Source organism: Streptomyces sp. NRRL S-1022 (genome assembly GCF_000720135.1).
GTDB lineage: Bacteria > Actinomycetota > Actinomycetes > Streptomycetales > Streptomycetaceae > Streptomyces.
Genome location: NZ_JOIU01000001.1, coordinates 245,003 through 270,090 on the forward strand (window position 1 = coordinate 245,003; position 25,088 = coordinate 270,090).

Here is a 25,088-nt window from a genome sequence, read left to right on the forward strand (position 1 = left end):
GTGTGAGGGGTTTGGGTGGTGGGCGCGGATGCGAGGGCGGATCTTGGCATGTGGTCTGAGGTCCGGCTGGAGAACTACCGCGGCCGCATCGGGCAGCTGCATACCCAGGTGGACTGTGGCTGGGGCAACGTCGCCGACGCGATGCGTCGCGCAGTCAGCCACTATCAGGAGTCCGGCGCTGCAGATCCCGCCTTCATCGTGACCCAGGTCGGTGACGAGCCCTGGGACAAGGCAGAGGTCCGCTCCATGCTCCAGAACACCGCTTCGCTGGGGACCTCAATGCCTCGGCCTCTGTCACCTTCACCAACGTCGCGTTCTACGACGCCAGCAAGAACCCGGGATCGGTGCCCGGCGAGAGGTTCTACGCGGGCCTGGTCGACGCCTTCGCCAACTGGATGCGGTCGTAAGGCCTTACAGCGGATCAGGACTGGGCTGCTAACCACCGCAGCCGGTGCTCCCTGCCGACGCGGGGATGTTCCGATCAGCGCTGCCGCTGGGACACAACGCGGTGGTGTTCCGGTGGGGCACGGGCTCGGGCGCGTGGTGGACATGGCCCCCGGCTCGGACCCGGACCTGGGCCCGGTCCCGTATACGGCCTTTCCGGCCGGTCGGCGGCTGCTGTGGCTTAGGAGTAGGTCATCGGGCAGCCGTACTGCAGGGAGTACTGCGCGGCGCGCAGGTAGAGCGCCACGTAGAAGGCCGCGTCCCGGTCTTCGGCCCACGGTCCCGGCCGCACCCGGGCGGTCCGTTCCGCCCCGCCTTCCAGGAACCACAGGCTCAGCGCGAGGTTCTCGCCCGCCGGTATCGCGTCGACGGGCAGTCCGACGGCGTCGGCCAGCCGCTCGGCCAGGGCGAGCACCTGCGGGGCCCCGACGACCGCTGTCTCCTCGCCGGAGTACGCGGTGCCGACGGGGAGCACGATCGCCTCCTCCAGCGCGAACGGCACCAGCACGCTCCAGTTGAGGAGGGTCGACAGCTCCGCGTCGGTCAGCCGCGTCCTGCACAGCGCCACGAAGCCGTCCATGGACGGGCTGACCTTCTCCTCGAACCAGCCCCGCGCCTCCCGTGCGGCCGGCCGCGGTTGGTAAGGGGGCAGCGCGCGCCGCTCCAGCTCGGTGTTCAGTGCGGCGGCGACGTCTGCGTACCCGTCCTCTCCCGGCCGCGACCAGTCCTGCGCGGCGACACTCACCAGATAGACACCCATGATCGCAACGTACCGGCCGCCACAGCGGCAGGGTCAGGGCGGGGGTCAGCGGCGCAGGGTGAGGGGCAGCGCCTCCAAGCCGCGAAGCATCATCGTGTTGCGCCAGCGCAGGTCGCGCTCCTGGCAGGCCAGGGTCGTTCCGGGGAAGCGGGCGAGGAGCGCGGTGAGCGCGATCTCGGTCTCCAGCTTGCCGAGCAGGGCCCCGAGGCAGCGGTGGATGCCACCGCCGAAGGCGAGATGGCCGGCGTCCCGGCGGTCGAGGATGAGGCGGTCGGGGTCCTGGAAGCGCGCCGGGTCGCGGTTGGCCGCGCCGAGGGACAGCAGCACGAACTCGTCCTGCGGGATCTCCACCCCGCCGACGTCCACCGGCTCGGTGGTGAAGCGGGTGGTGGCCATACAGATGGGGGAGTCGTAGCGCAGGAACTCCTCGACGGCCCTGGGCATCCGAGTGAGATCGGCGCGCAACCAGGCGGCCTGGCCGGGATCGCGCAGCAGCGCGAGGCAGGAGGTGCCCAGCAGGTTCACGGTGGTCTCATGCCCGCCGATCAGCAGCAGGGCGACCATGCCCACGATCTCGTCGTCCGTCAGCTCCCCGCGCTCGCGGGCCGCCAGCAGCTCGGTGAGCAGATCGACGGGACGGTCATTGCGGCGGATACGCCGGTCGGCGATGGCCAGGACGTACGAGCCCATCTCCTGGACGGCTCGCCGGAACGCCGCGTGGTCACCCTCCTGGGTGACGATGGCGGTCGACCACTTCCGGTAGAGGTCGCGGTCCTCGGGCGGGAAGCCGAGCAGTTCGCAGACGACGAGGATCGGCAGGGGGAAGGCGAAGTCACGTACCAGGTCCACCGTGGCGGTGGTGGTGCGGGTCGTGTGGCGCGCGGCTGCCGCGTCCAGCCCGTCGAGGAGTTCGAGGGTGATGCGCTCGACCATCGGCCGCATCGCCTCGACCCGCTTGCGGCTGAACGCCGCCTGGACCACGCGGCGGAGGCGGGTGTGGTCGGGCGGATCGCTGCTGAGCATATGGGTGATCTCGGTGCCCAGGTTGACGCCCTCGACCCGGCTGTCGGCCAGGGCCTGGGCGCGCCGCACATCCTGCGCGAAGCGGCGGTCGAAGAGCGCGGCCCGGACATCGACGTAGCGCGGGATGATCCACAGCCGCAGGCCGCCGTCGCTGTGCAGCACGGAGACCGGGGCCGATTGCCGCATCCTGGCCAGGGTCGGGTACGGGTCGCTGAGGAACGTCGGCGGGTTCTGGCGCGGTTCCGTCGTCTCGGGCTTGTCCGGCCGGTGCTTCTCCGGCCGGGGACTGTTCGTCCGGGATGCTGCCGTCGCTGCCGTAGCTGTGGTCATGATGTTTTCCTGTCCTCACCGGCACGGCCGGCGCCGCGGCGGGGTGCCGGGCGTGGCACCCCGCTACGGCGCTGCTTGGGCTCACTGCAGAGGCGACTTCTTCTCCGTGTTCTTCTTCGCGCGGGTGGTGCAGGTCCGCGCCGGGCCGTTCGGCCGGACCGGGACCGCCTTGTCCAGGGCGGCCTGGGTGTGCGGCGGAATGATGATCCCGCGCTCCCGCTCGGTGGCGCTGATGGGGTCGACGCGCAGTCCGTGACGCTTCATGGGGTTGACCTTTCTTCGGTGTGGTGGACGGGATGGTGCGAGCCGGTCCGCCCGCTGTTGCGGCGGTCGGCGGTTCTGGGGGAGGCGCGCAGCGTGTCGTCGGCGTAGCGCACCATGGCGGCCCAGGCGGCGGCGTGTCCGGCTGGGTCACGGCCCACGTCGTGTCCGCCGCCGAGCCACCGGACGCGATGCGGGACGTCGCGGCGCCGCAGCGCGGCGAGATAGCGCTCGATCTGTTCCGGAGGGCACTTCTCGTCGTCCGCCGAGGCGGCGAGGAAGAGCGGGCCGCGTACGCGGCCCACATAGGTCATCGGGCAGGCCGCGCGATAGCGGTGTGGCACCTGCTCGGGGGTGCCGCCGAAGAGGCGGTCGTCGACCTCCCGCAGCGCTGGCGTCGTCGCCCGGTACGCCGCCGTGTAGTCGGCCACCGGGGCGACGGCCAGCCCCACGTCCCACAGCCGGGGCTGGACGCCCATCGCCAGCAGCGTCAGATAGCCGCCCCAGGAGTAGCCGCACAGGCCGGTACGGCCCGGCTCCGAGACTCCCGCGTCGATGAGGTGGCCGCGCACCGCGGCGAGGTCTTCGAGCTGGGCGAGGCCGACCCGGTGGCCGAAGTCGTCCCGCCAGCGGGGGCCGTAGCCCGTCGAGCCGCGGTAGTTGGTGCGCACCACGGCGAATCCGGCCCGGACCAGGGCCTCGGTCCGGGCGTCATAGGCGTCCCTGTCGTGGGTGTGGGGCCCGCCGTGGACGAGGAAGACCGTCGGCCAGGGGCGGTGGCCCGCCCTGCGGCCGGGCGGGGTGGCCACAAAGCTGTGGATCTGCCCGTACGGCCGACGTGTCCACAGTTCGCGGCGCCTGGATCCGGTCGTTCCGCCGGGCGCGGTGCCGCGTGACGCCGTCGTGGAGCGGCCGGAGTGGCCGGAGTGGCCGGAGCGGTCGGGACGTTCCGGGGGTTCGGGGTGCTCCGCACTTTCCGGGCTTTCCGGGTGGTAGATCAGTGGCCGGGGCGGTTCGCCGTCGCGGCTCCACAGGCAGTGGACCGTGCGGTCGGGTGCGCAGGAGAAGTCGATGATCGTGCCCTCGGGCGTGGGAAGCACCGTGGTCGTACCGCGGTCGAGGTCGGCGCGGAGCAGGCGGCTGCGTCCCGCCCGGTCCTGCTGGACCAGCGCCGTGCGGCCGGGCCCGTACCAGCAGGCGGTGATCTCCGTATCGAAGTCGAGGGCGGAGCCGGGACCGTGCGTACGGATCCCCTCGCCCTGCCGCCAGAAGGCCAGGGTGTAGCGGCCCGCGCGTTCGAGGACGAGCAGCAGTTCCGGCCGTGCGGTGGTGAGGTCCGGGCGGAAGCCCAGCGCCCACACCGCGCCGGCGTCGCCGTCCCCCGCTGCGCCGGGGATGGCGTCCACGAGGACGCCGGAGGCCGGTGACCACAGCCGGACCGCGGCCGGTCCGGTCGGGCACCCCGCGGTGGCCAGCAGTCGGCCGCCGGGGGCCAGGCCCACCACTGCCGCATAGCCGGGCTCCTCGGCCACCAGGCGGGCGCGCTCGCCCGGTCGGCCGAGGTAGTAGCGCGAGCGGTCCGCGACCCCGACGCCGACGGCGGCGAGGCCGCTGCGGGGGTCGAAGGCCAGGCCGTGCATCCGCCCGGCGGGTACGCCGTCGAGCGCCGGGCGCGGGTGCCCGCCCTCGAACGGCCCGCGCAGCCAGCGGCCTTGACCGCCGGGAGCGGCGTCGAACCACCACAGGCCGTGGCCGTCCGGCTCGATGGCGGCGGTCTCCACACCCAGCGGTGCGGTGGTGGCCTGGCGGCGCTGACCCGTCGTCAGATCCCAGGCCACGATCTGCGGGAGACCGTCCACATACCGGGTCTCGACCGCTCGCCGTCCGTCGCGGGCGGCGAAGGACGGGACGTGCACCGCCGTTCCGATACCGCCGCTCATCGCCGTCCCTCCCTTCGTTGGTGTCCGCTTCCGCCGCCGGCGGCCTTGGCTGTGGTGGGCTCCGACGGCCATCACACTGCCGGACGGGCGGGCCGCGTGGCAGGGAAGAAAGCGCAGCGGCACCGACAGTGAGCTACTGCCGGTCCTTCCCTGGCACCGGACGGTGGGCGGGCGACAGGGTGCGGGGGCGACCACATGGTCCGGACCCACCGAGGAGAAAGGGGCGACCCGATGACGATCGCGGCGACCCGGCCCGGCGCAGCCCCCGTCCCACCCGGCGGAGCGCCGAACGGCACACCGGGTGGCAGGCCGAGCCGTGCGCTGACGGCGGTCTATGTCGCGGGCGCGGTGACGGCGTTGGGCACCCAGATGACCATGCTCGCGCTGCCCTGGCTGGTGCTGGAGACCACCGGCTCGGCCACCCGGGCGGGCCTGGTCTTCGCGGCCCAGGTGCTGCCCATGGCGCTGTTCGGCTTCGCGGGCGGAGAGGTCATCCAGCGCCTGGGCGCCCGCCGGACCATGGTCGTCTCCGATCTCGCCCGCGCTCCGGTGGTGGCGCTGATCCCGCTGCTGCAGACCCTGGGCGCGCTCAATCTGGCCGTCCTCGTGGCGATCGTCGCGGCGCTCGGGGCGCTGGCCGTTCCGTACCACGCGGCACAGCGGGTGCTGGCGATGGAACTGCTGAGCCCGCACGCCCGCTCTCTGGCCCGCGCCAACAGCGCGCTGGCAGGTGTGCAGAACGGCTCGGCGTTCGCCGGACCGGCGCTCGCGGGTGCGCTGATCCCGCTGGTGGGGACCACATCGGTGGTGTGGCTGGACGCGGCCACGTTCGCCTTCTCCGGGTTGCTGCTGCTGCACCGCGTCCCGGCAGGGGGTGGCGGGGCCGGAGGGTCCGTGGGCGGGCCCCGCGGCCTGTGGGCGGGGGTGCGGCATCTGTGCGGCGACTGGTTCCTGAGCCGGGCGATGCTGTCCACCGTGGTGTTCGGGCTGATGCTGCGAACCCTGATGATCACCATGCCGGTGCTGGCGTTCGCCCGGTTCGGGGGGGACGCCAGGGTCGGCGGCCTGCTGATCGCCGCCGATGGCGCCGGTGGCCTGGTGGGCTCGGTGGCCGCCTATGTGCTGGCGGCACGGGTCGCCCCCGTACGACTCGCCTGTACGGCCCTGGTCTGCGTCGCTCTGCCCCTGTGGACGCTCCTGGTGCCCGTGCCAGCCGGCGTGCTCGTCGTCGCCGTCGGCCTGTCATCGGCCGCCGCGCCCCTGGCGAACGCGCCGCTGATGGGCCTGCTCTCCGCCCGGCTGCCGGACGGCTTCGGGCCCAAGGTGTTGCAGGCCGTGGTCACGATCAGCACCCTGGCCGGGCCGCTGGGCTTCCTGGCCGCGGGCGCCGTGCTGGACCGGGCCGGTGTCGCGGCGACCCTGTGGGGCGTCGCCGCGCTCGCGACGTTCGGCAGCGGCAATCTGATCCTGGCCCTGCGCCGCCTCCAGGCCAGCGGGGACCCGGACTGACCTGGTCTTCCGAGAAGACCCCGGTGGACGAGGGGCACGCGGCGGGAGGCCGTGGCCGCGGCCAGCACCGGCGAGAGCAGCGCGTAGGCGAGCGCGGAGAAGGTGACCAACTGGCCCGTGACGGATGTATGAGGCCAGGACGTTGGTGACGGTCTGCCTGAGTGTTGTCGCGGGTGGTTGTCCGTCGAGGGCGGTGTGGGGTCGGTGGTAGTTGTAGTGGATGTTCCACACCGCCAGCGCCTGGGCGCGCTGGTTTTCTGAGGTCCAGGTGCGTGCGTACAGGAACTCTTCTGCCAGGATCCGGTTGTACCGTTCCACTTTCCCATTGTGCCGGGGCGTGTACGGTCGGGTGCCGTGAGCCGAGTAGGGCGCGGGTGAACGCGTCGGCCCGGTAGCAGGCACCATTGTCGGTAACGAGCCGTTCGATGCGGGTGATGCCGTGTGCAGCAAACCACGCCCTGGCTCGGTGCAGGAATGTAATCGCCGTCGAGGCTTTCTCATCCGGCAAGGGCTCGGTGTAGGCGAGGCGGGTGTGCCCGTCGACCGCGGAGTGTAGGTACACGTACCCTCCACGGCCGGTCTTCTTCTTGTTCCGGCTGACTGCCCGGGAGTGGTCGCTGTCTCGGCCGTGGGCTCGCCATCAGCCGCCGTCAGGTATTCGTCCGACCTTCTTCACGTCGATGTGCACCATCTGTCCCGGCCGGCGAGCGGTGATTGTGCGTGGTTTCCGAGTGGTGTGGCCGTCGGGATCGATGAATCGGCGTCTGCTCAGACGGAATGGGAGAGGTGCCGGGTGACGGTGCGACGGCTCACAGTGGGCCCGGTCTGGCTGAGTTCGAAGGCGATTCGTCCTGCGGACCACTTGTGGGTTCGGCGCATCTGCTCGATCCGCTCCACTACCTCGCCTGGTATTGCTGTGGGTTGACGGTGAGGTGTGGAGGACCGGTCGTGCAGGCCGAGCTCACCATGGCGACGGTACCGGTTGACCCACTTGGACGCGCATGCCCTGGAGATGCCCATCTCCGCAGCAACGTGGGCGATCGGGCGTGACTGGCATCGCTCGACAAGTCGCCTGCGGCCCTCAACGGAGAGCGGCGCGTTGGCATGGGTGCCCATCAGATCGCGGCGAGGTTGTTGAGCAGGCGCCCCAGCTCTGCCGGCGCCTGAATGTGGGCCAGGTGACCCTGGCCAGGAAGTTCGTGGACTCCAGCATGCGCGACGTGCTGCCGCACGAGGTCGAGCGACGTTCCGTAGGGGGCCGTTCCGCGATTACGCTGGCCGATGATCAAGTCGACTTGCTCCGCCTGCTGTGCCATCAGATCCGGAGGCGGTGTCGCGTTGAGCGCGCCGAGTTCGGCGTACAGCGGTCCGCTCAAGCGACGCAGTATCGCCCAACTGTGAGGATCGGCCCGAAGGTCATCGACATACGCTGCGGAGAAGCCGGAGATCTGCCGATTGACGATCTCGACGCAGCGATCCCAGTCCGCCGTCTCCGCTGCCGCCTTCAGGTCCGGCAGCGCATGGCGTCCGAACGGCTGCATCACCGGCTCATAGGCGATCATCTGGTGAATCGGACGCTCGTTGGTGGCCAGCAAGGTGATCATGCCGCCGTAGCTCCAACCGAAGAGAGCCCTCGCGCTGTCGAACTCGTCAAGGACCACGCCGAGGTCCTCAACCTCTGTCCGCAGCGAGTACGAGTTGGTCAACGGCCCCGAGGGGGCACGGCCGCGACGGTTCACGACTACCACTGAGGGCCAAGCGTCGATGGCGCCCGCCACATCGCGCCACGTATGCGCATCGCTCATCACGCCCGGGACGACGACGAGGCCCGGAGTGTCCGGCTCCCCGTACACATCAACCGTGACCCAGCTGTCTCCGCCGACCGACAGCTTCTTCTGAATCGTTCGCTCCATAAATCTATTATGGAGCGAACGATCTACAATGCAAACGTGACTGAACGCAACCGCGGACGCCCCCGAGCCTTCGACCGCGACCGTGCGGTCCTTGACGCCGCTCGCCTCTTCTGGCGACGCGGCTACTCCGGCACCTCGACCCGCACCCTGGCCGCGACTCTCGGGCTTTCCACCTCCAGCCTCTACGCCGCCTTCGGCAGCAAGGCCGGACTGTTCGAGGAAGCGGTGCGGACCTACGCCGAGCGGTACCGCGAGATCTACCAGCAGGCAGTTGCCGAGAATGACATCCAGACGGTCATCGAACGCATCCTCACCGACTCGGTCCACGAGTTCACCCAGCCAAGCGACACGCACCCCGGATGCCTCATCAGCAGCGCCGTGATGACCGACAGCACGAGCACGCTCGATACCAGCGCCTACGTCGCCGAGCTGCACAGCTCGAACGAGCAGGCCCTCCTCGTGCGCATCGAACGAGCGATCCAGGACGGGGAACTAGCCGCGGGCACCAACGCAGTGGCCCTGACCGGACTCATCCAATCCGTCTGGCACGGATTGTCGGTGCGATCCAACGTCGACACGGCTCGCGAGGACCTGCTCGCGACGGCGCAACTTGCTCATCAGCTGATCTGCCAACAACTCACGTCACCAACGTCCTGACCCGCAACACTTAGCTACACATCCGAGGACCGCGACCGCCGCCGCGAAGGCCGGCCGGCGCGGCGGGAGTCCGTCGATTCTCGGCCCCGGCGGGTGCGACCCGCCGGGGCCACCGCGTCGTGGGGTTCAGGCGAGGCTGCCGACGAGGCCCACGTGGAAGGGGGTGAGCTCGTCGTGACGCCCGGAGAGGACCTTCGCCAGCCACTCGGGGTCACCCAGGAGGGCGCGGCCCACGGCGACCAAGTCGAACTCGTCGCGCTCCATGCGGTCGAGGAGGCCCTCGATGTCCGTCACGCGGGCCTGCTCCCCTTGGAACACCTGGAGGAACTCGTTGCTCAGGCCGACCGAGCCGACGCTGATGGCGGGCCTGCCGGAGACCTTCTTCGCCCAGCCCGCCAGGTTGAGGTCGGAGCCCTCGAACTCTGGCAGGTGGAACCGGCGGGTGGAGCAGTGGAAGACGTCGGCGCCCGCCTCCGCCAGCAGGCCGAGGAAAGTCTCCAGTTCCTGCGGGGTCTCGACGATCCGGGCGTCGTAGTGGTTCACCTTCCACTGGGAGAACCGGAAGGAGATGGGGAACTCGTCGGACACGGCCGCCCGGCAGGCGGCAACGACCTCGGCCGCGAAACGGGTACGGCCGGCCACGTCACCGCCGTATCCGTCGGTGCGCCGATTGGTGTGGGACCACAGGAACTGGTCGATGAGGTAGCCGTGGCCCCCGTGGATCTCGACGCCGTCGAACCCGAGGGTCTCGGCCGCGGCCGCGGCCGCGGCGTAGGCGGCCACCACGTTGTCGATGTCGGCCTGCGTCATGGCGTGGCCCGACCGCGTGCCGTCCAGACCGATGCCGGAGGGGCCGATCGCCGGGGCGTCGGGCACGGGCGGGTTGCCGGGGGTGCGGTCCATACCGACGTGCCAGAGCTGCGGCATGATCCTGCCGCTCTCCTGGTGCACCGCGTCGGCCACCGCGGACCAGCCGGCCAGCGCCTCGTCACCGTGGAAGTGCGGGACCCGGGCGCTGTTGCCCGCGGCGTCGTGGCCGACGTAGGTGCCCTCGGTGATGATCAGGCCGACGCCGCCCGCCGCCCGCCGGGCATAGTAGCGCGCCACGTCGTCGCCCGGGACTCCGCCGGGGGAGAACTCGCGCGTCATCGGCGCCATCACGACACGGTTGGGCAGGGTCAGGCCTCCCAGGGAGAAAGGGCGGACCAGGTGGTCCTTGGCACGCTCGACCGGATTCGCGGGCATCAGTGTCTGCCTTCGATAAGGAGCCGACCGCACGGGTACGGGGGATTGGTGATGCGCCGTGCGGTCGGCGGCTCGGATGGGTTGGTGGTGCCGGGGGGCCGGCCAGGTGCCGGGGGCACCCCGGGACCTGGTCCGCCCTCAGTCGGCGGGGGGAATCCGGACGGAGTCCGCCGCCGGGTCGCTCCCGGTGACGGCCGTCACCGGGTCGGGGGCCGGTGCCGCCGCGCGGATGAACCACGCGGTGGCGAACGTGATCACGGACAGCGCGGCCGCGCCGACCACCACACCGTGCAGTCCGCTGCTGACGGCGTCCTCGACGGTGTGGCGCACCCCTGCGGACATGTCCTTGAGCAGGGCGGGGGTCAGTTCTCCCCCGACGGTCAGCCGCTTCTCGGCGTTCGGTCCGAGCCGCTCCGCCAGGACGTCGGCCATGCGGCTGCTGTGCACGGCTCCGAGGACGGCGACACCGAGGGAACCACCGATCGTACGCACCAGGGTGACGGTGCCGGTCGCCGCGCCCATGTCGCGAGGAGCGGCGTGGTTCATGGTGGTGAGCAGGGTGCTCTGCATGAGGATACCGACCCCCACCCCGACGACAAGGGTCAGTGCCGAGGCCGCGGCGAGCGGGGTGTCCGCGCCGAGCAGGAGCAGCAGCAGCACCCCGCCGACGGTGACGACGCCGCCGGTGAGCGGTACGACGCGCTCCATGCCCCCGCGGTCCATCAGCCGCCCGGTGGTGAGCTGCGCCGCCAGCATGCCGAGCATCAGGGGCAGGATCACCATGCCGCTGACCGTGGGTGAGGCACCCTGGACGAACTGCATGTACGGCGGCAGGTAGTTGATGACGGACACGAGGGTCGCGCCGACCAGGAAGCTGAGGACCTGGGCAAGGGTGAACTCCCGGCTGGCGAACAGCCGCGGCGGCGTGATGGGTTCGGCGGCGCGCCGTTCCACCCGGACGAACCAGGCGAGGCACGCCACCACCAGCACGGAGAGGGCCGCGATCTGCCAGGACGTCCACGCGTAGGTGGTGCCCGCCCAGCCCGCCAGGAGGGTGAGGCCGAGGATGCCGGTGGTGAGCAGGGCGGCGCCGAGGTAGTCGACCCGTCCGGCGCCCCGTTGGGCTGGCAGCCGAACACCCTTGGCGACGGCCAGCAGGGCCACGATGCCGATGGGGACGTTCACGTAGAACGTCCAGCGCCAGTTCACGTAGTCGGTGATGAACCCGCCGAGCAGGGGGCCGCCGACGAACGACACCGGCAGCATGACGCCCACCATCGACTGGATGCGGCCGCGCTCCTGCGGGGGCGCCAGCACCCCGATGACCGCGAGGGCACCGACCGTCAGGCCGCCCGCGCCGAGACCTTGGACGGCCCGGAAGGCGATGAGCTGCCCCATGGTCTGTGCCAGGCCGCACAGCACCGTGCCGACCAGGAAGAGCAGCACGGAGTAGCTGTAGGCGCCCTTGCGCCCGTAGAGGTCGCCGAGCTTGCCCCAGAGGGGGGTGGCGGCCGCCATGGTGAGCAGGTACGCCGTCACCGACCAGGAGAAGTGGTCCAGGCCGCCCAGATCACCCACGATCGTGGGCAGCGCGGTACTGACGATCTGCCCGTCGAGCGTCGCCAGGAAGATCCCGAGCATCAGCCCGAAGACGCCGAGCCGGGGTAAGGCGGGCCGGTCGGACGAGGACGTGGGTGTCGAAGGGTCGTTCATCGCTGCCCCCAGGACGCGAGTGGCGGGACGTCAGACGGAGTACGGGCGGGCGCCCCTGGCGTCGCGCAGAGCGTGCGCCCACCAGGTGAGCTGGTCGAGCATCGCCTTGGCGGCGGCGTCGCAGCCGGGATCGGTCGGCTTGCCGTCGGCGCCGAAGATCTCGCCGTAGTTGTGGAAGCTGACGGTGTCGCGGATGGTGACGGCGTGCAGTTCCGCGAGGACCACGCGGAGCTGTTCGACGGCCCGCAGCCCGCCGGCCAGGCCGCCGTACGAGACGAAGCCGACCGGCTTGGCGTGCCACTGCTCGTTGTCCAGTCGATCGCGTTCTTCAGCGGCGCCGGGAAGCTGTGGTTGTACTCGGGGGTGACGATCACGAAGCCGTCGGCCTCGGCGAGCCGCGGCGACACCGCGCCGAGCTGCGCGACGACCTCGTCGGAAGGGGTCTGACCGAAGGCGGGTAAGACCGTCGGCAGCGGTGTCGCCACCAGGTCCACCAGGTCGGCCGTCATGTCCTCGCGCTGGGCGATGTGCTCGGTGATCCAGTCGGCGACGACGGGACCGAAGCGCCCGTCCCGCGTACTGCCGATGATCACCGCGATCCGCAGCGGGCCGCCGGTCACGTCAGCCATGGGAAACCTCAGCGTGTGTGTACACAGTATCTTCCGCGTACAACGTACAAATCCCTGTGTACCTTGTCCACTCCTGATACGGTGTACGCAGCACCGGTCGGCGGAAGGAACCTGGAGATGGCCTCCCGGCAGAGACAGGTACAGACCGAGGAACGGGACCACGTCTCCGTGTGGGAACGCCTCGAACGCCCGGCACCGGCACCCCGCACCACGCTCACGCCGCAGCGCATCGCGAAGGCCGCGGTGGGTATCGCCGACGCCGAGGGACTGGACGCGGTCACCATGCGCCGCCTGGCCACCGAACTCGGCGTGGCTCCGATGGCCGCCTACCGCTACGTCACAGGCAAGGACGAACTCCTTGAGCTCATGGTCGACTTCGTCTACGGCGAACTCGACCTGCCGGACGGCACCGAGGGCTGGCGCACGACCATGCGGACGCTGGCCCTGCGCATCCGTGAGGTGCTGCTGCGCCACTCCTGGGTGACCCGGGTGACCTGGTGCGCCCCCACGCCGAACCAGCTCGCCGTGCCGGAGGCCGCGCTGACCGCGCTCGACGGCCTCGGCCTCGACGCGGACACCGCCATGGCCGTCTACGGCACCGTGACCGCGTACGTGCACGGCGCCGTCGACTCGGAGGTCGGCCTCACCCAACTGCTGCGCGTGCGCGGCTGGGCCAGCCGCGAGGAGGCCCGCTCGGGACTCGCCTCGCAGATGGCCTGGCTCATGAGCACCGGCCGCTTCCCGATGTACGCGCGCTACATCGGCGAGGCCGACCGCAAGGACGACCTGCTGTGGCAGTTCGAGACCGGGCTCGACTGCGTCCTCGACGGCATCGCGGCCCGCCTTCCGGTCTGACCACGTCTCCGGAACAGCACACTCAGAAAAAAGAGAAGGCCCGCTACAGAGCAATTACATGTAGCGGGCTTCCGCTTGTCCGTACCCGAATCCGCGAATTAGGTTCGCCCCACTGAGCGACGGTGGGGGCAAGGTGTGGATAAGCCGGGTACAGGGCCCAGCCGGGGCAAGCCGGTTCATCCGGACTGCGAGAAGAGGGCGCAGGCGCTCACGAAGGAACGGCGGGCGGCCAAGGAGAAGGAACAGGCGGCCAAGCCGAAGCGTCCGTCGCTGGTGGAGGAGAATCGGCGGCTGTTCGCGGAGCAGGACCGCATCCGTGAACTGCGGCGCCAGCGGAACCAGCCGAAGAAGTAAGCCAGGAGCGCGGGGGCCCCGTCAGATCTGACGGGGCCCCCGCTGCACACGCGACGCAGGTCCACGTCCGCTCGTCCTACAGCACCTTGACCAGGGCGTTCTCCTCCCAGCCGTCGCCTTCCTCTAAGACCGTGTCCTACGTGGTGAGGCGGACGAGGCGTTTGTAGCAGCAGAGGGCGGCGGCGAGTCCGAGAAAGGCCAGCTAGTTACGGGGATTGCGCTCGTAGCGTGGGCTGAGTCTGCGGTAGCCAGACAGCCACGACATCGTCCGCTCGATCACCCACCTGCGACGCCCCAACCGTTCGCTGGACTCGATGCCTTTGCGGGCGATCCGGGCTCCGATGCGCTTGCCGCGTAACCATTTACGCAGGTCCGGGCGGTCGTAGGCTTTGTCGGCGTGGAGGCGCTGGGACTTGAAGTACCGGCCGCGATGGGGATCGTGTCTCGTTTGGTGACCTAGCACCATGGGCTTCAGTCCCTGGCTGTCATGGGTGTTGCCGGCCGAGATGCCGACGACCAGGGGCAGTCCGTTCGCGTCCGACAGGACGTGCATCTTGGAACCCGGCTTGCCCCGGTCCACGGGGCTCTGACCTGCGTGTTCGCCCCTTTTTTGGCCCTGACGTGGGCGGTGTCGAGGACGACGCGGGTGACGTCGGTGAGGCCGGCGTCGTCGAGCCGGTGCAGCACGGCCTCGTACAAGCGGCCCCAGACGCCGGCTCTCGACCAAATCAGGAAACGGCGGTGAGCGGTCGACTTCGATACGCCGAAGCAGGGCGGCAGGGCCCGCCAGGCACAACCACTGACCAGCACGTAGATGATCGCCGCGAACAGCGTCTCATCAGGCGTGTCCTGCATCCCGCCACCCTGAGGCCGCACCTTCGACGGCGGGATCAGCGGCTTCGCGATCTCCCACAACCCGTCCGGAACAATCCAACTCCATGTACCCCGCCCCATACCGAGGTCAACGAGGCCTCACCACGTAGGACACGCCCTAAGTCATGCAGGGTCCAGCAGCCCCGCAGGCTGCCGGGCGCAACCAGGTGGGCGCGGATCAGGGCGTCGAGCCTCCGCCGCGGCAGAGTGCCGGCGCCGGACAGCACGGTGATCGTCTCGTCGCTCGTTTCCGAACCCGGTGCGAGCGCCAGGAGTCGGAGCAGCCGCGCGGGCTCCGAACCGAGGCGGCGATACGACAGGTCGAAGCAGGACCGCACGCCTCGTTCGCCATCGTCCAGGTGATCGAGGAGTGTGGCGGAATCGGCCAGTTCCGCGACGAGTTCTGCCACCGGTTTTCCCGGATCGGAGATCAGTAGAGCGGCCGCGCTCTGCAGCGCCAGGGGCAGCCGGCCGCACAACTCGCACAGTTGCCGGGCGGCCCCTGGAGCGACCAGGACGCGTCGGTCGGCGGGGGCCGCCGCGCGCAGCGCGCCGTGCAGGACGTCCCGGGCCGCCTCCGGCCGCAGGACGTCCAGATGTAGCAGGTGGGCACCGAGCTGGGACAGGGTGTCACGCGAGGTGACGAGCACCCGATGCGTGGTGTGGCCAGGCAGCAGTGGTCTCACCTGGCCGGGATGTGAGGCGTTGTCCACCACGATCAGCACGCGGCCGCGCGTACGAGCCCGCTCGGCCAGGACCGAGCGGTAGAGCCCGGCACGCTCGTCCAGTGTGCCCGGTACATGCGCGGCCGCCACGCCCAGGGCGCGCAGGAGGGCCTCCAGGAGTTGTTCGGGCCCGGCAGGTGTCTCGTCGTAGCCGTGACAGTCGACGAACAGCGCGCCACCCGGGAACCAGCCTCGTTCTCTGGCCGTGTGAGCGGCCCTCACGGTCAGAGCTGTCTTGCCCACACCCCCCAGCCCTGCCACCGCAGTGACCGGGACCGCGGATCGGCCGGCGTCGGCGGGAGCCAGGTCCGTCAGCAGCGAGCCGAGTTCGTCGTCACGCCCGGTGAACCGCTCCACCCCGGAATATCCCGCTCGTGAAATCGATCCGGTCCCCGCCGTATGCGTCACCGCTCACACGGCCATCTTGCCCCGAAAGGTAAGCGCCCGACAGGTACCGAGAGCCAGGTCCGCTGACCCCCACCGCGGGACACCGCGCCTATCCGCGCGTGCCCACTTAACCTCGGTCGCGGACTCGGCGCCGGGGCACGTCGTTAGGGGCTGTCCCGTCGTAGTGACTGCGTCGGGCTGTTGCCTGGTGGCGCCGACACCAGTTGGACCAGTGCAGCAACCTGGTCGCGGTCACGGTTAGTGGGCTGAAGACGGCGGCGAGTAGCTGGCAGATTTCCAGAAGCCCAACTCCGCCTCCATCGGCCGCTGTCGTTCACATCGTCGGCCAGCCGCCAGCGGGCACTGACAAGCAGTCTGAACGTGTCATTGGGCCGGATAGCTCACCGTCTACCTGAGGTCCTTCGAGGACGACGTTCGGCTTACTGCCCGGGAGGAGAACCCGAGGTAGGCGGCACCCGCCAGGAAGATGACGACCCGGCACCCCGAAGCCGACAACGTCTCCGCGCCGTCGAACCTGTCGTGCCACGCTCCACCTCTTCTCGATGCCCCGCACCAACAGTGCGGGGCATCCTGGCTTGAGCGGCTCAGGCGCCAGAGCCGATGTTCGTCACCTGGCGAGCTTCGGGCCGACGAGCAGCGGGCGGCTCACCGTCGTTTCAGGAGAAGACGACGGAACGCAGGAGGAGGCGTTCGGATGCTTGCGCACCTGGACGCAGCGTGTAGTAGGTCCCGCCCTCGCAGTCGGCGCTGAGGAAGACAGTCGCCGTGGCGTCCGTCAGATTCCTGGGTGCCCGGCTGGGAGAGCCAGGCTCGGAGGCCGGTCCTTGCAGGTTGATGCATTCGCCGCTGGGCGGGTTGTTCAGGAAGCCGACGGCGTCGTAGCCCTCGGTGGTGGTGTAGGTGTAGCGGAACTGGCCGGTTGCCGCAGAGGCCGGGCCGGAGGCGGCCACAACGAGCGCGACCGTGCTGCAGACAGCGCCGACGGCCGTCGTGACGGAGTAACGATTCACAATGATCTCTCTCTGCTGGGTACAGGACAGTGCGGGTATTGCCCCGACCGGGAAGGCCATAGGCGCGTTGTCCCCCGGACGGGGATGCCGAATCGGTTCGGCTTCCGTCAGTTGGCACACCGTCAGGTCATGCCCGGGACGCGTGTGCTGATGGCCCGCCCGTCTGTCGGTGGCCGCCGCTGCCCAGCAGGCGGCCGTTCTTGCGTCCGGCGCCGGCGCAAGACATGAAAACGCCCCCTGGAGGATCCCTCTATGTCGTGGCGCGGAGACGCCGCGCGAAACGGCGTCGTCCCTCATGGCCTGCACCGCAGAGCACGGCGCAGGCCGACAGGGGCGTGCGGTCGGCCGGCTCGGCGCCTCAGTCGGAAGCCAGCAGGCTCCGCAGGCTGGGTCTGCTGGGTCCTGAGGCCGACGTTTTCCCTCGTTGATGCGGAGCGCTGCCGTACCTGGGTCCTTTGGGTCCTTGGGCCGCGCCCACGGGTTGTGCCGGGGGAGTGGTCCCGGCCCGCCGGGATCCGGCGATACCGTGGTGAGACCCGCCCGTTGCGCGCCTTACGGAGCCTACGATGAGCGATCAGCCGGTCCCTTGCGTCACCGCCCGGCAGCAGCTGGACCCTGCGGTCGCCGACGCGGTCCGTGCGTATGCCGCCCGTACCCGGGCCGCCGCCGACAAGTTCGCCGGCGTCCTGGAGGACATCGCCGCCAACGGTCTGCCCATGGTGGAGGTGTGCACGCCGTGGGAGGAGCTGCGCGAGGCCCACCTCGCCCGCCTCGCCCGCCAGCGCCCGGCCGTCGCCTGATGACCCCACCTCACGGCCCGCGCCGCGCCCGGATCGCCCGCTCCGACTCCGCCGCCAAGCAACTGGAAAACATCACCCATGAGGCGCAGCTCCACGCCCTGGACCGCGCCCTGGTCGTCGTCTTCGTCGACCCCGACGCCGGCGAGCCCATCCCCGGCGACACCGCCGGCCCCCAGCTGCGCCAGTACACCGACGAACTCGAAGCCGTACGGATCCCTGTACTTCGCCACCGCGCTGCGCACCGTCGTAGTCGTCGCCTACTCCGAGGTCTAACCCATCCAGACCCCAGACCTTCACCTGTTACACCCCGCAGGTCACAAGGAACGTCTGGTCCTCGCGAGCCGGGTGCAGCAGAGTCCGTTCCCTGACGCAGCGCGGCATTGCACGCCCGGCTGGCTGGACACGGCTGCTGTTCATGCACAGCTCCAGCGGCAGCACCAGCGCTCCGGCGGGCGTCTCAGAACCCAGCCCCGACCCGGCCGACGAAGACGCAGCCAAAGAGCGCGCCGCCCTGTGCGAGGCGGCCGTCGCCCACTGCAGCGCGGCACAGCATTGCGGCCGCGGCGAGGTGGGGGCATCTGTCGGTGGTGGTAGGCCGAGTCGTCGTAGGGAGGACGTCGGCCGACGACGCGCCCGCCTCCTACTGCCTCTACCTACACCACCTCGCCCACGGCGACGTCCACGCCGCCGCACTGTGGCAGGCCCAGATCAGCGCGTACGCACGAGGAGAAGGGCCTGCTTCTCACCGGAAGCCCGAACGCAGCCGGTGAGGAGCAGGTGTCAGGGGGTGTGCTCACGCAGTGTGGGCAGGTGGGCGAGGAACACCTGACGCTCGCGCAAGTGCTCCAGCACGCGCGCGTAGGAGTCGTCGTCGGTGGTGAGGGCAGCCCGGGCGATGGCGAGGACGCCGTGGGCGTAGCCCTGCGCCGCGTACCTGCAGGCCGCTGTGAATCCGGGCCGCCGGGTGAGGGGGAGCGGCTGCCCTATGTCGGCGAACGAGCTGAAAGCGACCTGCCAGCCCATGCGCGTCGCGTATGAGGTGATCAGTCCGAGGTCCGCGTGTCGCTCAGCGCCGGGCTGTGCGAGCACGTACGGGACGACGCACAGCGGGCGGCCCTGGCGGATCGCCGCAGCGGCGATCTGGCCCATGTACTCCGTGCGCAGCACTTCGAGTCGGGTGGCGCGGGCCTGGGGGTTGAGCGGTGTCAGCACATCAATCCCTTGGGGTTGTGGCCTGTCACGGAGGGGGGAGGTTTCTCGGCGGCAGGAGCCGGGACCGCGCGCGACGGGACGGTCGTCCACCCGCGCGCGGGGATCAGGAGATGGTGCTCAGGACGGAGCCGAGCAGCGTCTCGTGCGGTGCGGGGCCGGCACGAACTGATCGAGGAGCTCGCGCAGCGCCGTGGGCGGGACGAGCCGGTCACCACGGCAGGGACGCAGCGAGTACGGGCCGGGCGGCTCCGTCATCGTCATCGTCGGCAGAGCGATGTGGTACGGCCGGCCGAGACACACGGCGTGGCGGTGCGCCGACGACCTTGGGACGCCCGCCATGCCGGCCGCGCTCGCGGGCGGACGCCTGGCCCTCCAGGGACTTCTCCCGGATGTCTCGCGTTCGGACTCCGCCATGCCGGCGAAGAACGCGAACAGGGCGGCGCCGTGCCCGGACGGGTCGTACACCCCCCTGAAGGGGGCCGGTGAGGAGTTCGAGCTGGATGTCGTGGTGGCGCAAGTCCTCGGCGATGGTGAGCAGTTCGGCGGCGCCGCGGCCAAGGCGCTTCATTTCGTGCACTGTGAAGATCACCCGCTGGTGCGGGACGGCCTTCTTGATGGTGCGGGCGAAGTCCATCGCCTTGACGAACTCCGGCCTCACTTTGACCCGGGTGCTGACCTTCTCCGAGAAGACCGGATCACAGCCCGCCTCTTCCAGAGCGTCGAGCTGGCTCTGGAGCTCTTGCTGAGCGGCGGAGTTCCTGCAGGTCGGGGATGTGGTCGTAGAGGGTGCCGGGGCTGACACCGAGGATCTTGGCGATCGAGGTGATCGAGTTATAGGCATTGGGCAGCATGTCGCGGGCGGCGCGGATGATTTCGGGGGTGGCCACGGTGGGCCGACCGCCGACCCGGCCGCGGGCGCGTGCGGCGTCCAAGCTCTCGCGGGTGCCGGAAACGATCAGCTCGCGGATGAACTCGGCGAGCGCGGCGAAGACGTGGAAGATGAGCCGGCTGCCGGGGTGGTGGTGCCCAGGCGCTCGTGCAGCGAGCAGAACCCGGGTGGCCCCTGGGCATCGACGCGGGCCAACGGGATCGGCCTCGGATCACCGGGTTTCCCGGATCTGATCTTGGAGTGCACACAGATCTCTTGCCATAACTGGTTTGCAATGCAAAGCTGACGGCATGACAGACGCGTCGACGCCCTCTCCGGGCACTCCCCACGAAGTCCTCGCGGGCCTCGGCGACCTGACCCGCCGGGTCCGTACCGCGCAGCGCGGCACCTGGTTCCCCCTCCTGCTGCTGGGCGTGCTCACACTGGGCGGGATCCTGGTCGGCCGCTTCACCTTCAAGGTCGAGACCGTTGCCTGCCCAGCGGGTGAAGCCGCGGCGGGCAGCGGCTGCACCCTGGTCACGCAGGGCTCGGCGGTCTACTGGCCCCTCGGGCTCGCCCTGGCCTACGCCGCGACGGCGTTCTTCTACATCCGCCGCTCCCGCAACCGCGGTGTCGGGACCCGGGTCCGGCCCTACGTCCTGACTGGGATCGTCTTGGTCGCCCTGGCGAGTGCCACCGCGATGTGGAGCCTGCGCCACGGGATGCCACAGCTCGGCGAACCGCTCGACTTCTGGGGCCTGCACCTTGACCCCACTTCCGGGGTGACGAGGTTCCTCGAACGGCTCGCCGGGAACGCCATGGCCGTCGGGCTGCCGTTGCTGGTGCTGGCCTGGGTGGAGCGCAGCCGCGCCTTGCTGCTGCTCGCCGTGGTGTACCTGGCCATCGAGCTGGTGCCGCTCACCACCGGCTGGGCGGGGATCCCGTTCACCTCGCCGTGGTCCGCTCTGCCCACTTTCGGCGTCCCCGGCGCGCTTCTCCTGCTCGGCGCCCTCGGTTTCGGCCTGGCCGAGCTGACCGGCAGGCGCAACGCGTCATGACCGATCAGCCCGAGCAGCACCCCGTCACCGGCCTGGACGACGTGGTCCACCAGCGCGTGCGCCTCGGCATCCTCACCGTTGCCCACCAGGCGCGCCGGGTCGAGTTCGGCTTCCTACGCACGGCGCTCGGCCTCACCGCCGGAAACCTCAGCCAGCATCTGTCCGTGCTGGAGAAGGCCGGGCTGGTGGAGATCGAGAAGGGCTACGAGGGCAAACGTGCCCGCACCTGGCTCTCCCTCACCCCTGCGGGTGACCGCGCCCTGCGGGACGAGGTCACCCAGCTCAAGCGACTCATCCACCAGATCGAGCACGGCAGCTCAGCCCCGGAGTCCTGATCCGCACCCCGGCGAACCGCGGTGAGCCGTGAGCGGCTCCCGCCGACGTTCGGCGGACCCGGACAGCACGCCGAACACCGTCCAAGAAACCCAGGGAGGACACGTGACCATCACACCGGTCACCACGACGGACGTGACGCGCCGTCGCTTGCTCGCAGCCGCGCTGGTGACGGGGGTCGGGGCCGCCGTGCCGATCAGCGCAGCGCGCCAGGCGTGGGCGGCTTCGACCGCCCCCGGTCCGTCGCAGCTCACGCTGCCGAGGCCCACCGGGCCGCACCCAGTGGGCACGGTGCCGCTCCACCTCGTCGACACCTCGCGTCCGGATCCTGTGGCCGGCCCGGGGCATCACCGCGAGCTGATGGCCAGCGTCTGGTACCCCGCTCGCAAGACGAAGGACCTGCCGCGTGCTCCCTGGATGACCCAGGGTGCGCTGCGGGCGATTCTGGCGGACGTCGGCTTCCCCCTCGATCCCGCCCTCGGCCCACTCACGGCCGCACACGTGGGCGCCCCTGTGCACCAGACGGGCCATCGCCTGCCCGTCCTCGTGTACTCGCACGGCGCGGGCAGCCATCGCGGCGACCACACCATCATGGTCCAGGAACTCGCCAGCCACGGCTACGCCGTGGTCACCGTCGACCACACGTACGACGCGTTCACCGAGTTCCCCGACGGCCGGCTCACCGTGCCGGCAGAGGTCCCGCCGTTCCTGGGGCCCCGGGACTTCGCCGCGGACATCCGGTTCGTGCTCGACGTCGTCGAGGGCCTTGCCGCCGGGCACAACCCCGACGTCGACGGCAGGCCACTGCCCCAGGGCCTGCTCGGCGCCCTCGACCCGAGGTGCATCGGCGCGTTCGGCTGGTCGAAGGGTGGCACCGCCACCGCGCTCACCATGCTCGCCGACCAGCGCGTTGACGCCGGGCTCAGTATCGACGGTCCGATGCAGCCGGCCATCACCACCGACCTGGACCGGCCGTTCATGATGATGACCGCCTCGTTTACCCGGGCCGCCATGCCGGACGCCGCCGAGTTCTGGACACACCTTCGCGGTTGGCGGCTGAACATCCAGGCCGACGGGGCCATCCACAAGACGTACGGCGACGAGGTGACACTGATCCCGCAAGCGGGCAAGGTCCTCGGCATGACCAACCAGCAGGTCCAGGACATGATCGGCACCCTCGATCCGGCTCGGGCGGTCCGGATCCAGCAGGCCTACCCGCTGGCGTTCTTCGACCTACACCTGCGACAGCGCCGGGGACATCTGCTCGACGGCCCGAGCGCGGCCTTCCCAGAGGTGCAGTTCATCCCGTAAGAAGCGTCGGGCCGCGCATTGCGCGGTCCGCCCAAGACTCCCAGGAATGCCGTCGCCATCCGGGCGAGGCCTTCGCAAGGCCGGCTGTCCGCGCAGCCCTTCCATCGCGCGATCGGCGCTCCTACCGCTCGCCGTCGTCCTCCCCGCCGGTCGAGGGTTCGCGTAGCGGCCTGCGGCCGGCCTCCTGGGGGCGGAAAAACGCGTAGCGGCCGAGGAAGTTGATGTGGTCGAACTGCAGCGGTGACAGGCGAGCCAGCAGGTCGTCGGTGACGGGGAAGCCGTCAGCGGCGAGCTGCTTGGCCGCCCGGTCCAGGTAGAGGCTGTTCCACAGCACCACGGCGTTCAGGGCCAGTCCCAGCGCGCCGAGCTGGTCCTTCAAACCCTCGCGGTAGTTCTGCCGCAGCTCGCCACGCTGAACCAAGAAGATTCCGGGCCGCGGACCAGGCCAGTCGACCGCCACCGGCTCCGGTGGTTCCACCCTCGACGCGGTTAGCGGCTGGCGGGATCGGCCTGCCGCCCGGGCCCGTGGGGAGGTGCAGGCGGCCGAACGAGATCAGGCGCATCGGGTGCATGCGGGGACTCTCCTGGGGGTGAGGGAGTGGCGGGTGGGTCGGTGAAGACGGGCATGCCGAGGTCGACCAGTTGGGGTCGGCCGTCGGCCGGGGCCCCACTGAGGCTGTTGAGCTTGGCAGTGGCGGCGTCGAGACTGACCTGGAGTCCTTCGACTCCGCCGAGCCAGCCGTTGCCGCGAGCTTCGCGGGTGCGTTCGCGGAGGTTCTGGATGATCTCGATGAGGAGGCCCCGTTGGCGGGGGTTGATTTGGAGGACAGGGCAGGAGGGCCTGCGCTTCACCGTCCGCGATGGAGGCCGCACCGTCGGCGCCGGCCAGGTCACCAAGATCAACGAATAGCGATCGCCACCACACTGATGATGCCGAATGCGGTTCCCCGGCCACACCCGCCTCTGATCACCCCGGCCTGGGCCACTACTGGATCAGTGCCGCGATGCGCGGCCAGGACGCGACCTTGGAGCGGCTCCGCGTCGGCCGACAACTCGAAGAGGCCATGATCCAAGGCCCTGACCCACTTCACCTCGCCAAGATCTTCGGTCTCGACGAGAAGACCGCGATGCGTTACGCGGACTCCGCGCGGGCATGGAGCAGGCCGCCGAGGCCGGCCCCGCGAATTGACCGCGAACCCACGGGTCCATCCCCAGAATCAGGGCACCGCACCCTCGGGTTCGCGTGACGTGGTGGAACGGTGCTTCAACAAACTGAAGCAATGGCGCGGCATCGCCACCCGGTACGACAAGACCACCGAGTCCTACCAAGCAGCCGTCACCCTCGCAGCCCTGCTGATGTGGGCGTGCATTTGACGACAGAACCTAGGTCCGGTGTTTTCCCGGGCTGCTCCATGTCGCGTCAACCTGGGTCCAGCGGGATTTGCGGCACCCTGCCACAACACCTTAGTTGATCATGAAAAGCAGTAGCGAAGAGACGGCTGGAACCGTCACCGGCACGAACTGCGGTACGGGACTCGCCGGTGTCGCCGCCGGTTCGTCTTGCCCTGCCTGTGGTGCACGCAGCTGACCTCTGCGACCGCCGTAGCAGTGTCCGGGACCGTCAGACGGACTCTGTCCCGCACCCCCGACGGGCCCTGGCGGGAACTGTGGCGGTCGGTCCTGAAACGGCTCCAGGAGTTGGAGGCCGCCTACGCGGGCACCCTCTTCGAGCCTTCGGACTGGACGGCCCTGCCGGTCGACTTCTGCAAGGACTGCTTCCACCTCAAGGACTGGATCAGTAGCGACACAGCCCGCGTCCCGATGTCGGCGCGAGGGCGAGCGGCAGACCAGTACGCCCGCCAGGACCCGGCCATCGCCCTCACGGGCGACGTCGCCAACACCGCCAAGCACCGCACACGTAAGCCAGGCCAAACAGCGGCGCATGTCGCCCGCGTCGACCTCACCGACGGCGGGACGACCTTCACGATCGAGTGGAAGCGACCGGACGGGACAACCGGCACCCGGGACGCCCTGGAACTGGCACGAGCTGCCGTGAACGGCTGGCGGCAGTTCCTCACGACCCACCACATGGACGAGAACGGCACCTGACCCCGCCCGACGCCCGACGAGTTGGCGCACCCGGGCGCCGGCCGGGCGCAACTTTCAGGAACAGACGTCAGCTTCGCCTTTAACGCAGTGGAGTACTTGCCGGTCGGCATCATGGAGCTCACCTGGGAAAGCGTTCGGGCGTTGCTGGCCGGGAGTTCTGGCTGATCAACGTGTGCTGTCAGTCGTACGGCTGTCGGTGACCGTGTTGAGTTGAGCTGTCAGGTCTTCGACCATGCGTCCGAGCAGGCGGACGAATTCGGTGCGGTCGCGGTCTGGCCATTCGGTCAGGGCGGCGGTGAACCAGCCGTCGATGACGGACGTGTAGCGGTCGACGAGCTGCTGCCCGGACGGCGTGAGGGCGATCAGGCGGGCCCGCTGGTCGTTGGGGTCGGGTACGCGTTTGACGATCTCCTGTTTTTCCAGGGTGTTGAGGTGTCGGGTGACGTGGGGTCCGACGACCTGCATGCGGGCGGCGATCTCGCCCACTCGTAGCGGCTGTTCGGCGGTGTCGAGGATGACGAGGATGGTCATCGCGGGCCGGTCCAGTGTCACCCCGGCTGCGGTGGCGGCGTGTTCGAACAGTTGCCCGCGGCTCAGTAGGGCGCTGAGCTGGGCCATGCGCGGCAGCAGTCCTGTGATTGCCTCGCTTCTGTTTCTCATAGCCTGCTTCACTCCTTGGTAGATACCTAAGTTAGGTATATGATCAGGCGAACCGGGCCGCCAAAGGCAGTTCCGCTCGGCCATATAA

The 25,088-nt window shown here is 70.0% G+C and carries 24 protein-coding genes and 6 pseudogenes; 11 read left to right on the forward strand and 19 right to left on the reverse strand.

Features of this window, described 5'->3' with window-relative positions:
* Nucleotides 1–625: 625 nt before the first annotated feature.
* The 4 genes from IG05_RS0101190 to IG05_RS0101205 all read right to left on the reverse strand — a co-directional run bounded on the left by IG05_RS0101190 (nucleotide 626) and on the right by IG05_RS0101205 (nucleotide 4,758).
* The gene (locus IG05_RS0101190) at nucleotides 626–1,204 is read right to left on the reverse strand and encodes a hypothetical protein (protein WP_030338418.1); all 579 of its coding nucleotides are present in this window, start codon (nucleotides 1,202–1,204) and stop codon (nucleotides 626–628) included.
* A gap of 45 nt (nucleotides 1,205–1,249) precedes the next feature.
* The gene (locus tag IG05_RS0101195; protein WP_234335718.1) at nucleotides 1,250–2,557 is read right to left on the reverse strand and encodes a cytochrome P450 family protein; all 1,308 of its coding nucleotides are present in this window, start codon (nucleotides 2,555–2,557) and stop codon (nucleotides 1,250–1,252) included.
* An 81-nt stretch (nucleotides 2,558–2,638) separates the two neighbouring features.
* Nucleotides 2,639–2,821: a hypothetical protein gene (locus IG05_RS0101200; RefSeq protein WP_030338421.1), complete on the reverse strand. Its 183-nt coding sequence runs from the start codon at nucleotides 2,819–2,821 to the stop codon at nucleotides 2,639–2,641.
* Nucleotides 2,818–4,758, reverse strand: coding sequence for a prolyl oligopeptidase family serine peptidase (locus IG05_RS0101205; protein WP_030338422.1), 1,941 nt, complete (start codon nucleotides 4,756–4,758; stop codon nucleotides 2,818–2,820). The genes IG05_RS0101200 and IG05_RS0101205 overlap by 4 nt, the downstream gene beginning before the upstream one ends.
* 231 nt (nucleotides 4,759–4,989) lie before the next feature.
* Between IG05_RS0101205 and IG05_RS0101210 the strand changes: the two genes are divergently transcribed.
* The gene (locus IG05_RS0101210; protein ID WP_030338423.1) at nucleotides 4,990–6,267 is read left to right on the forward strand and encodes an MFS transporter; all 1,278 of its coding nucleotides are present in this window, start codon (nucleotides 4,990–4,992) and stop codon (nucleotides 6,265–6,267) included.
* Between the two features lie 126 nt (nucleotides 6,268–6,393).
* On the opposite strand, the pseudogene IG05_RS44380 reads toward IG05_RS0101210, so the two are convergent.
* Both IG05_RS44380 and IG05_RS0101215 read right to left on the reverse strand, forming a co-directional pair.
* Nucleotides 6,394–7,383: pseudogene (locus IG05_RS44380) on the reverse strand (IS481 family transposase); the annotation flags it as partial.
* A complete protein-coding gene (locus tag IG05_RS0101215) occupies nucleotides 7,383–8,180 on the reverse strand; it encodes an alpha/beta fold hydrolase (protein WP_030338425.1) in 798 nt (265 codons plus the stop codon). The gene IG05_RS0101215 and the pseudogene IG05_RS44380, both read right to left, overlap by 1 nt.
* A gap of 36 nt (nucleotides 8,181–8,216) precedes the next feature.
* Between IG05_RS0101215 and IG05_RS0101220 the strand changes: the two genes are divergently transcribed.
* Complete coding sequence (locus IG05_RS0101220; RefSeq protein ID WP_030338426.1) at nucleotides 8,217–8,837, forward strand: TetR/AcrR family transcriptional regulator; 621 nt, start codon at nucleotides 8,217–8,219, stop codon at nucleotides 8,835–8,837.
* Between the two features lie 126 nt (nucleotides 8,838–8,963).
* Here the strand turns inward: IG05_RS0101220 and IG05_RS0101225 are convergent, their stop codons facing one another.
* The 4 genes and pseudogenes from IG05_RS0101225 to IG05_RS41770 form a co-directional block, all read right to left on the reverse strand.
* Nucleotides 8,964–10,082: an NADH:flavin oxidoreductase gene (locus IG05_RS0101225; RefSeq protein WP_030338427.1), complete on the reverse strand. Its 1,119-nt coding sequence runs from the start codon at nucleotides 10,080–10,082 to the stop codon at nucleotides 8,964–8,966.
* A 138-nt stretch (nucleotides 10,083–10,220) separates the two neighbouring features.
* Nucleotides 10,221–11,795 (reverse strand): MDR family MFS transporter, encoded by a 1,575-nt coding sequence (locus IG05_RS0101230; protein ID WP_030338429.1) that lies wholly within the window; start codon nucleotides 11,793–11,795, stop codon nucleotides 10,221–10,223.
* A 30-nt stretch (nucleotides 11,796–11,825) separates the two neighbouring features.
* Nucleotides 11,826–12,020 (reverse strand): hypothetical protein, encoded by a 195-nt coding sequence (locus IG05_RS50430; protein WP_420707553.1) that lies wholly within the window; start codon nucleotides 12,018–12,020, stop codon nucleotides 11,826–11,828.
* Nucleotides 12,021–12,424 (reverse strand): annotated as a pseudogene (locus IG05_RS41770) (NADPH-dependent FMN reductase); the annotation flags it as partial.
* A 117-nt stretch (nucleotides 12,425–12,541) separates the two neighbouring features.
* Between IG05_RS41770 and IG05_RS0101240 the strand changes: the two are divergent.
* Complete coding sequence (locus IG05_RS0101240; RefSeq protein ID WP_030338430.1) at nucleotides 12,542–13,279, forward strand: TetR/AcrR family transcriptional regulator; 738 nt, start codon at nucleotides 12,542–12,544, stop codon at nucleotides 13,277–13,279.
* A gap of 135 nt (nucleotides 13,280–13,414) precedes the next feature.
* Nucleotides 13,415–13,633 (forward strand): hypothetical protein, encoded by a 219-nt coding sequence (locus tag IG05_RS41775; RefSeq protein WP_234335719.1) that lies wholly within the window; start codon nucleotides 13,415–13,417, stop codon nucleotides 13,631–13,633.
* Nucleotides 13,634–13,769: 136 nt separating this feature from the next.
* Here IG05_RS41775 and IG05_RS46545 read toward each other — a convergent pair.
* From IG05_RS46545 to IG05_RS0101255, 3 genes and pseudogenes are all read right to left on the reverse strand, one after another.
* Nucleotides 13,770–14,587, reverse strand: a pseudogene (locus IG05_RS46545) (IS5 family transposase).
* The gene (locus tag IG05_RS0101250; RefSeq protein WP_051789361.1) at nucleotides 14,524–15,588 is read right to left on the reverse strand and encodes an AAA family ATPase; all 1,065 of its coding nucleotides are present in this window, start codon (nucleotides 15,586–15,588) and stop codon (nucleotides 14,524–14,526) included. The pseudogene IG05_RS46545 and the gene IG05_RS0101250 overlap by 64 nt, the downstream one beginning before the upstream one ends.
* A 707-nt stretch (nucleotides 15,589–16,295) precedes the next feature.
* The gene (locus IG05_RS0101255; RefSeq protein WP_030338432.1) at nucleotides 16,296–16,649 is read right to left on the reverse strand and encodes a hypothetical protein; all 354 of its coding nucleotides are present in this window, start codon (nucleotides 16,647–16,649) and stop codon (nucleotides 16,296–16,298) included.
* A gap of 566 nt (nucleotides 16,650–17,215) precedes the next feature.
* Between IG05_RS0101255 and IG05_RS0101260 the strand changes: the two genes are divergently transcribed.
* Complete coding sequence (locus tag IG05_RS0101260; protein ID WP_030338433.1) at nucleotides 17,216–17,449, forward strand: hypothetical protein; 234 nt, start codon at nucleotides 17,216–17,218, stop codon at nucleotides 17,447–17,449.
* Nucleotides 17,449–17,722, forward strand: a pseudogene (locus IG05_RS48900) (hypothetical protein). The gene IG05_RS0101260 and the pseudogene IG05_RS48900 overlap by 1 nt, the downstream one beginning before the upstream one ends.
* 507 nt (nucleotides 17,723–18,229) lie before the next feature.
* Here IG05_RS48900 and IG05_RS0101270 read toward each other — a convergent pair.
* From IG05_RS0101270 to IG05_RS50435, 4 genes and pseudogenes are all read right to left on the reverse strand, one after another.
* On the reverse strand, nucleotides 18,230–18,661 hold the full coding sequence (locus IG05_RS0101270; RefSeq protein WP_030338434.1) for a hypothetical protein: 432 nt from the start codon (nucleotides 18,659–18,661) through the stop codon (nucleotides 18,230–18,232).
* Nucleotides 18,662–18,869: 208 nt separating this feature from the next.
* On the reverse strand, nucleotides 18,870–19,376 hold the full coding sequence (locus tag IG05_RS44400; RefSeq protein ID WP_234335735.1) for a recombinase family protein: 507 nt from the start codon (nucleotides 19,374–19,376) through the stop codon (nucleotides 18,870–18,872).
* Entirely contained in the window at nucleotides 19,357–19,548 is a 192-nt protein-coding gene (locus IG05_RS48905; RefSeq protein WP_234335740.1) for a hypothetical protein, read from the reverse strand. Before IG05_RS48905 ends, IG05_RS44400 begins: the two co-directional genes overlap by 20 nt.
* A 72-nt stretch (nucleotides 19,549–19,620) precedes the next feature.
* A pseudogene (locus IG05_RS50435) lies at nucleotides 19,621–19,710 on the reverse strand (hypothetical protein); the annotation flags it as partial.
* Nucleotides 19,711–19,840: 130 nt separating this feature from the next.
* On the opposite strand from IG05_RS50435, the gene IG05_RS0101280 reads away from it, so the two are divergent.
* From IG05_RS0101280 to IG05_RS0101290, 3 genes are all read left to right on the forward strand, one after another.
* Entirely contained in the window at nucleotides 19,841–20,587 is a 747-nt protein-coding gene (locus tag IG05_RS0101280) for a hypothetical protein (protein WP_030338437.1), read from the forward strand.
* A complete protein-coding gene (locus tag IG05_RS0101285; protein WP_020937505.1) occupies nucleotides 20,584–20,922 on the forward strand; it encodes a winged helix-turn-helix domain-containing protein in 339 nt (112 codons plus the stop codon). Before IG05_RS0101280 ends, IG05_RS0101285 begins: the two co-directional genes overlap by 4 nt.
* 103 nt (nucleotides 20,923–21,025) lie before the next feature.
* Nucleotides 21,026–22,231, forward strand: a complete 1,206-nt coding sequence (locus IG05_RS0101290) for an alpha/beta hydrolase family protein (protein WP_030338439.1) — start codon at nucleotides 21,026–21,028, stop codon at nucleotides 22,229–22,231.
* Nucleotides 22,232–22,352: 121 nt separating this feature from the next.
* Here the strand turns inward: IG05_RS0101290 and IG05_RS0101295 are convergent, their stop codons facing one another.
* Nucleotides 22,353–22,652 carry a Tn3 family transposase gene (locus IG05_RS0101295; protein ID WP_051789363.1) on the reverse strand — a complete coding sequence of 100 codons (300 nt, stop codon included), beginning with the start codon at nucleotides 22,650–22,652 and terminating at the stop codon, nucleotides 22,353–22,355.
* An 821-nt stretch (nucleotides 22,653–23,473) separates the two neighbouring features.
* Here IG05_RS0101295 and IG05_RS50440 point away from each other — a divergent pair.
* A pseudogene (locus IG05_RS50440) lies at nucleotides 23,474–23,605 on the forward strand (IS5/IS1182 family transposase); the annotation flags it as partial.
* A 234-nt stretch (nucleotides 23,606–23,839) separates the two neighbouring features.
* The gene (locus tag IG05_RS41780; RefSeq protein WP_037812578.1) at nucleotides 23,840–24,340 is read left to right on the forward strand and encodes a hypothetical protein; all 501 of its coding nucleotides are present in this window, start codon (nucleotides 23,840–23,842) and stop codon (nucleotides 24,338–24,340) included.
* Nucleotides 24,341–24,505: 165 nt separating this feature from the next.
* On the opposite strand, the gene IG05_RS0101315 is transcribed toward IG05_RS41780, so the two are convergent.
* Nucleotides 24,506–25,000 (reverse strand): MarR family winged helix-turn-helix transcriptional regulator, encoded by a 495-nt coding sequence (locus IG05_RS0101315; protein ID WP_030338442.1) that lies wholly within the window; start codon nucleotides 24,998–25,000, stop codon nucleotides 24,506–24,508.
* Between the last annotated feature and the right edge of the window lie 88 nt (nucleotides 25,001–25,088).

Excerpts from the sequence above, each read along its gene's own strand:
- IG05_RS0101240 (WP_030338430.1), top strand. The coding sequence starts at position 12,542 with ATGGCCTCCCGGCAGAGACAGGTACAGACCGAGGAACGGGACCACGTC.
- IG05_RS0101260 (WP_030338433.1), top strand. The coding sequence starts at position 17,216 with ATGAGCGATCAGCCGGTCCCTTGCGTCACCGCCCGGCAGCAGCTGGAC.
- IG05_RS0101230 (WP_030338429.1), bottom strand. The coding sequence starts at position 11,795 with ATGAACGACCCTTCGACACCCACGTCCTCGTCCGACCGGCCCGCCTTA.
- IG05_RS0101195 (WP_234335718.1), bottom strand. The coding sequence starts at position 2,557 with ATGACCACAGCTACGGCAGCGACGGCAGCATCCCGGACGAACAGTCCC.
- IG05_RS0101285 (WP_020937505.1), top strand. The coding sequence starts at position 20,584 with ATGACCGATCAGCCCGAGCAGCACCCCGTCACCGGCCTGGACGACGTG.
- IG05_RS0101200 (WP_030338421.1), bottom strand. The coding sequence starts at position 2,821 with ATGAAGCGTCACGGACTGCGCGTCGACCCCATCAGCGCCACCGAGCGG.
- IG05_RS0101215 (WP_030338425.1), bottom strand. The coding sequence starts at position 8,180 with ATGGAGCGAACGATTCAGAAGAAGCTGTCGGTCGGCGGAGACAGCTGG.
- IG05_RS0101210 (WP_030338423.1), top strand. The coding sequence starts at position 4,990 with ATGACGATCGCGGCGACCCGGCCCGGCGCAGCCCCCGTCCCACCCGGC.
- IG05_RS0101190 (WP_030338418.1), bottom strand. The coding sequence starts at position 1,204 with ATGGGTGTCTATCTGGTGAGTGTCGCCGCGCAGGACTGGTCGCGGCCG.
- IG05_RS0101205 (WP_030338422.1), bottom strand. The coding sequence starts at position 4,758 with ATGAGCGGCGGTATCGGAACGGCGGTGCACGTCCCGTCCTTCGCCGCC.
- IG05_RS0101225 (WP_030338427.1), bottom strand. The coding sequence starts at position 10,082 with ATGCCCGCGAATCCGGTCGAGCGTGCCAAGGACCACCTGGTCCGCCCT.
- IG05_RS0101315 (WP_030338442.1), bottom strand. The coding sequence starts at position 25,000 with ATGAGAAACAGAAGCGAGGCAATCACAGGACTGCTGCCGCGCATGGCC.
- IG05_RS0101280 (WP_030338437.1), top strand. The coding sequence starts at position 19,841 with ATGACAGACGCGTCGACGCCCTCTCCGGGCACTCCCCACGAAGTCCTC.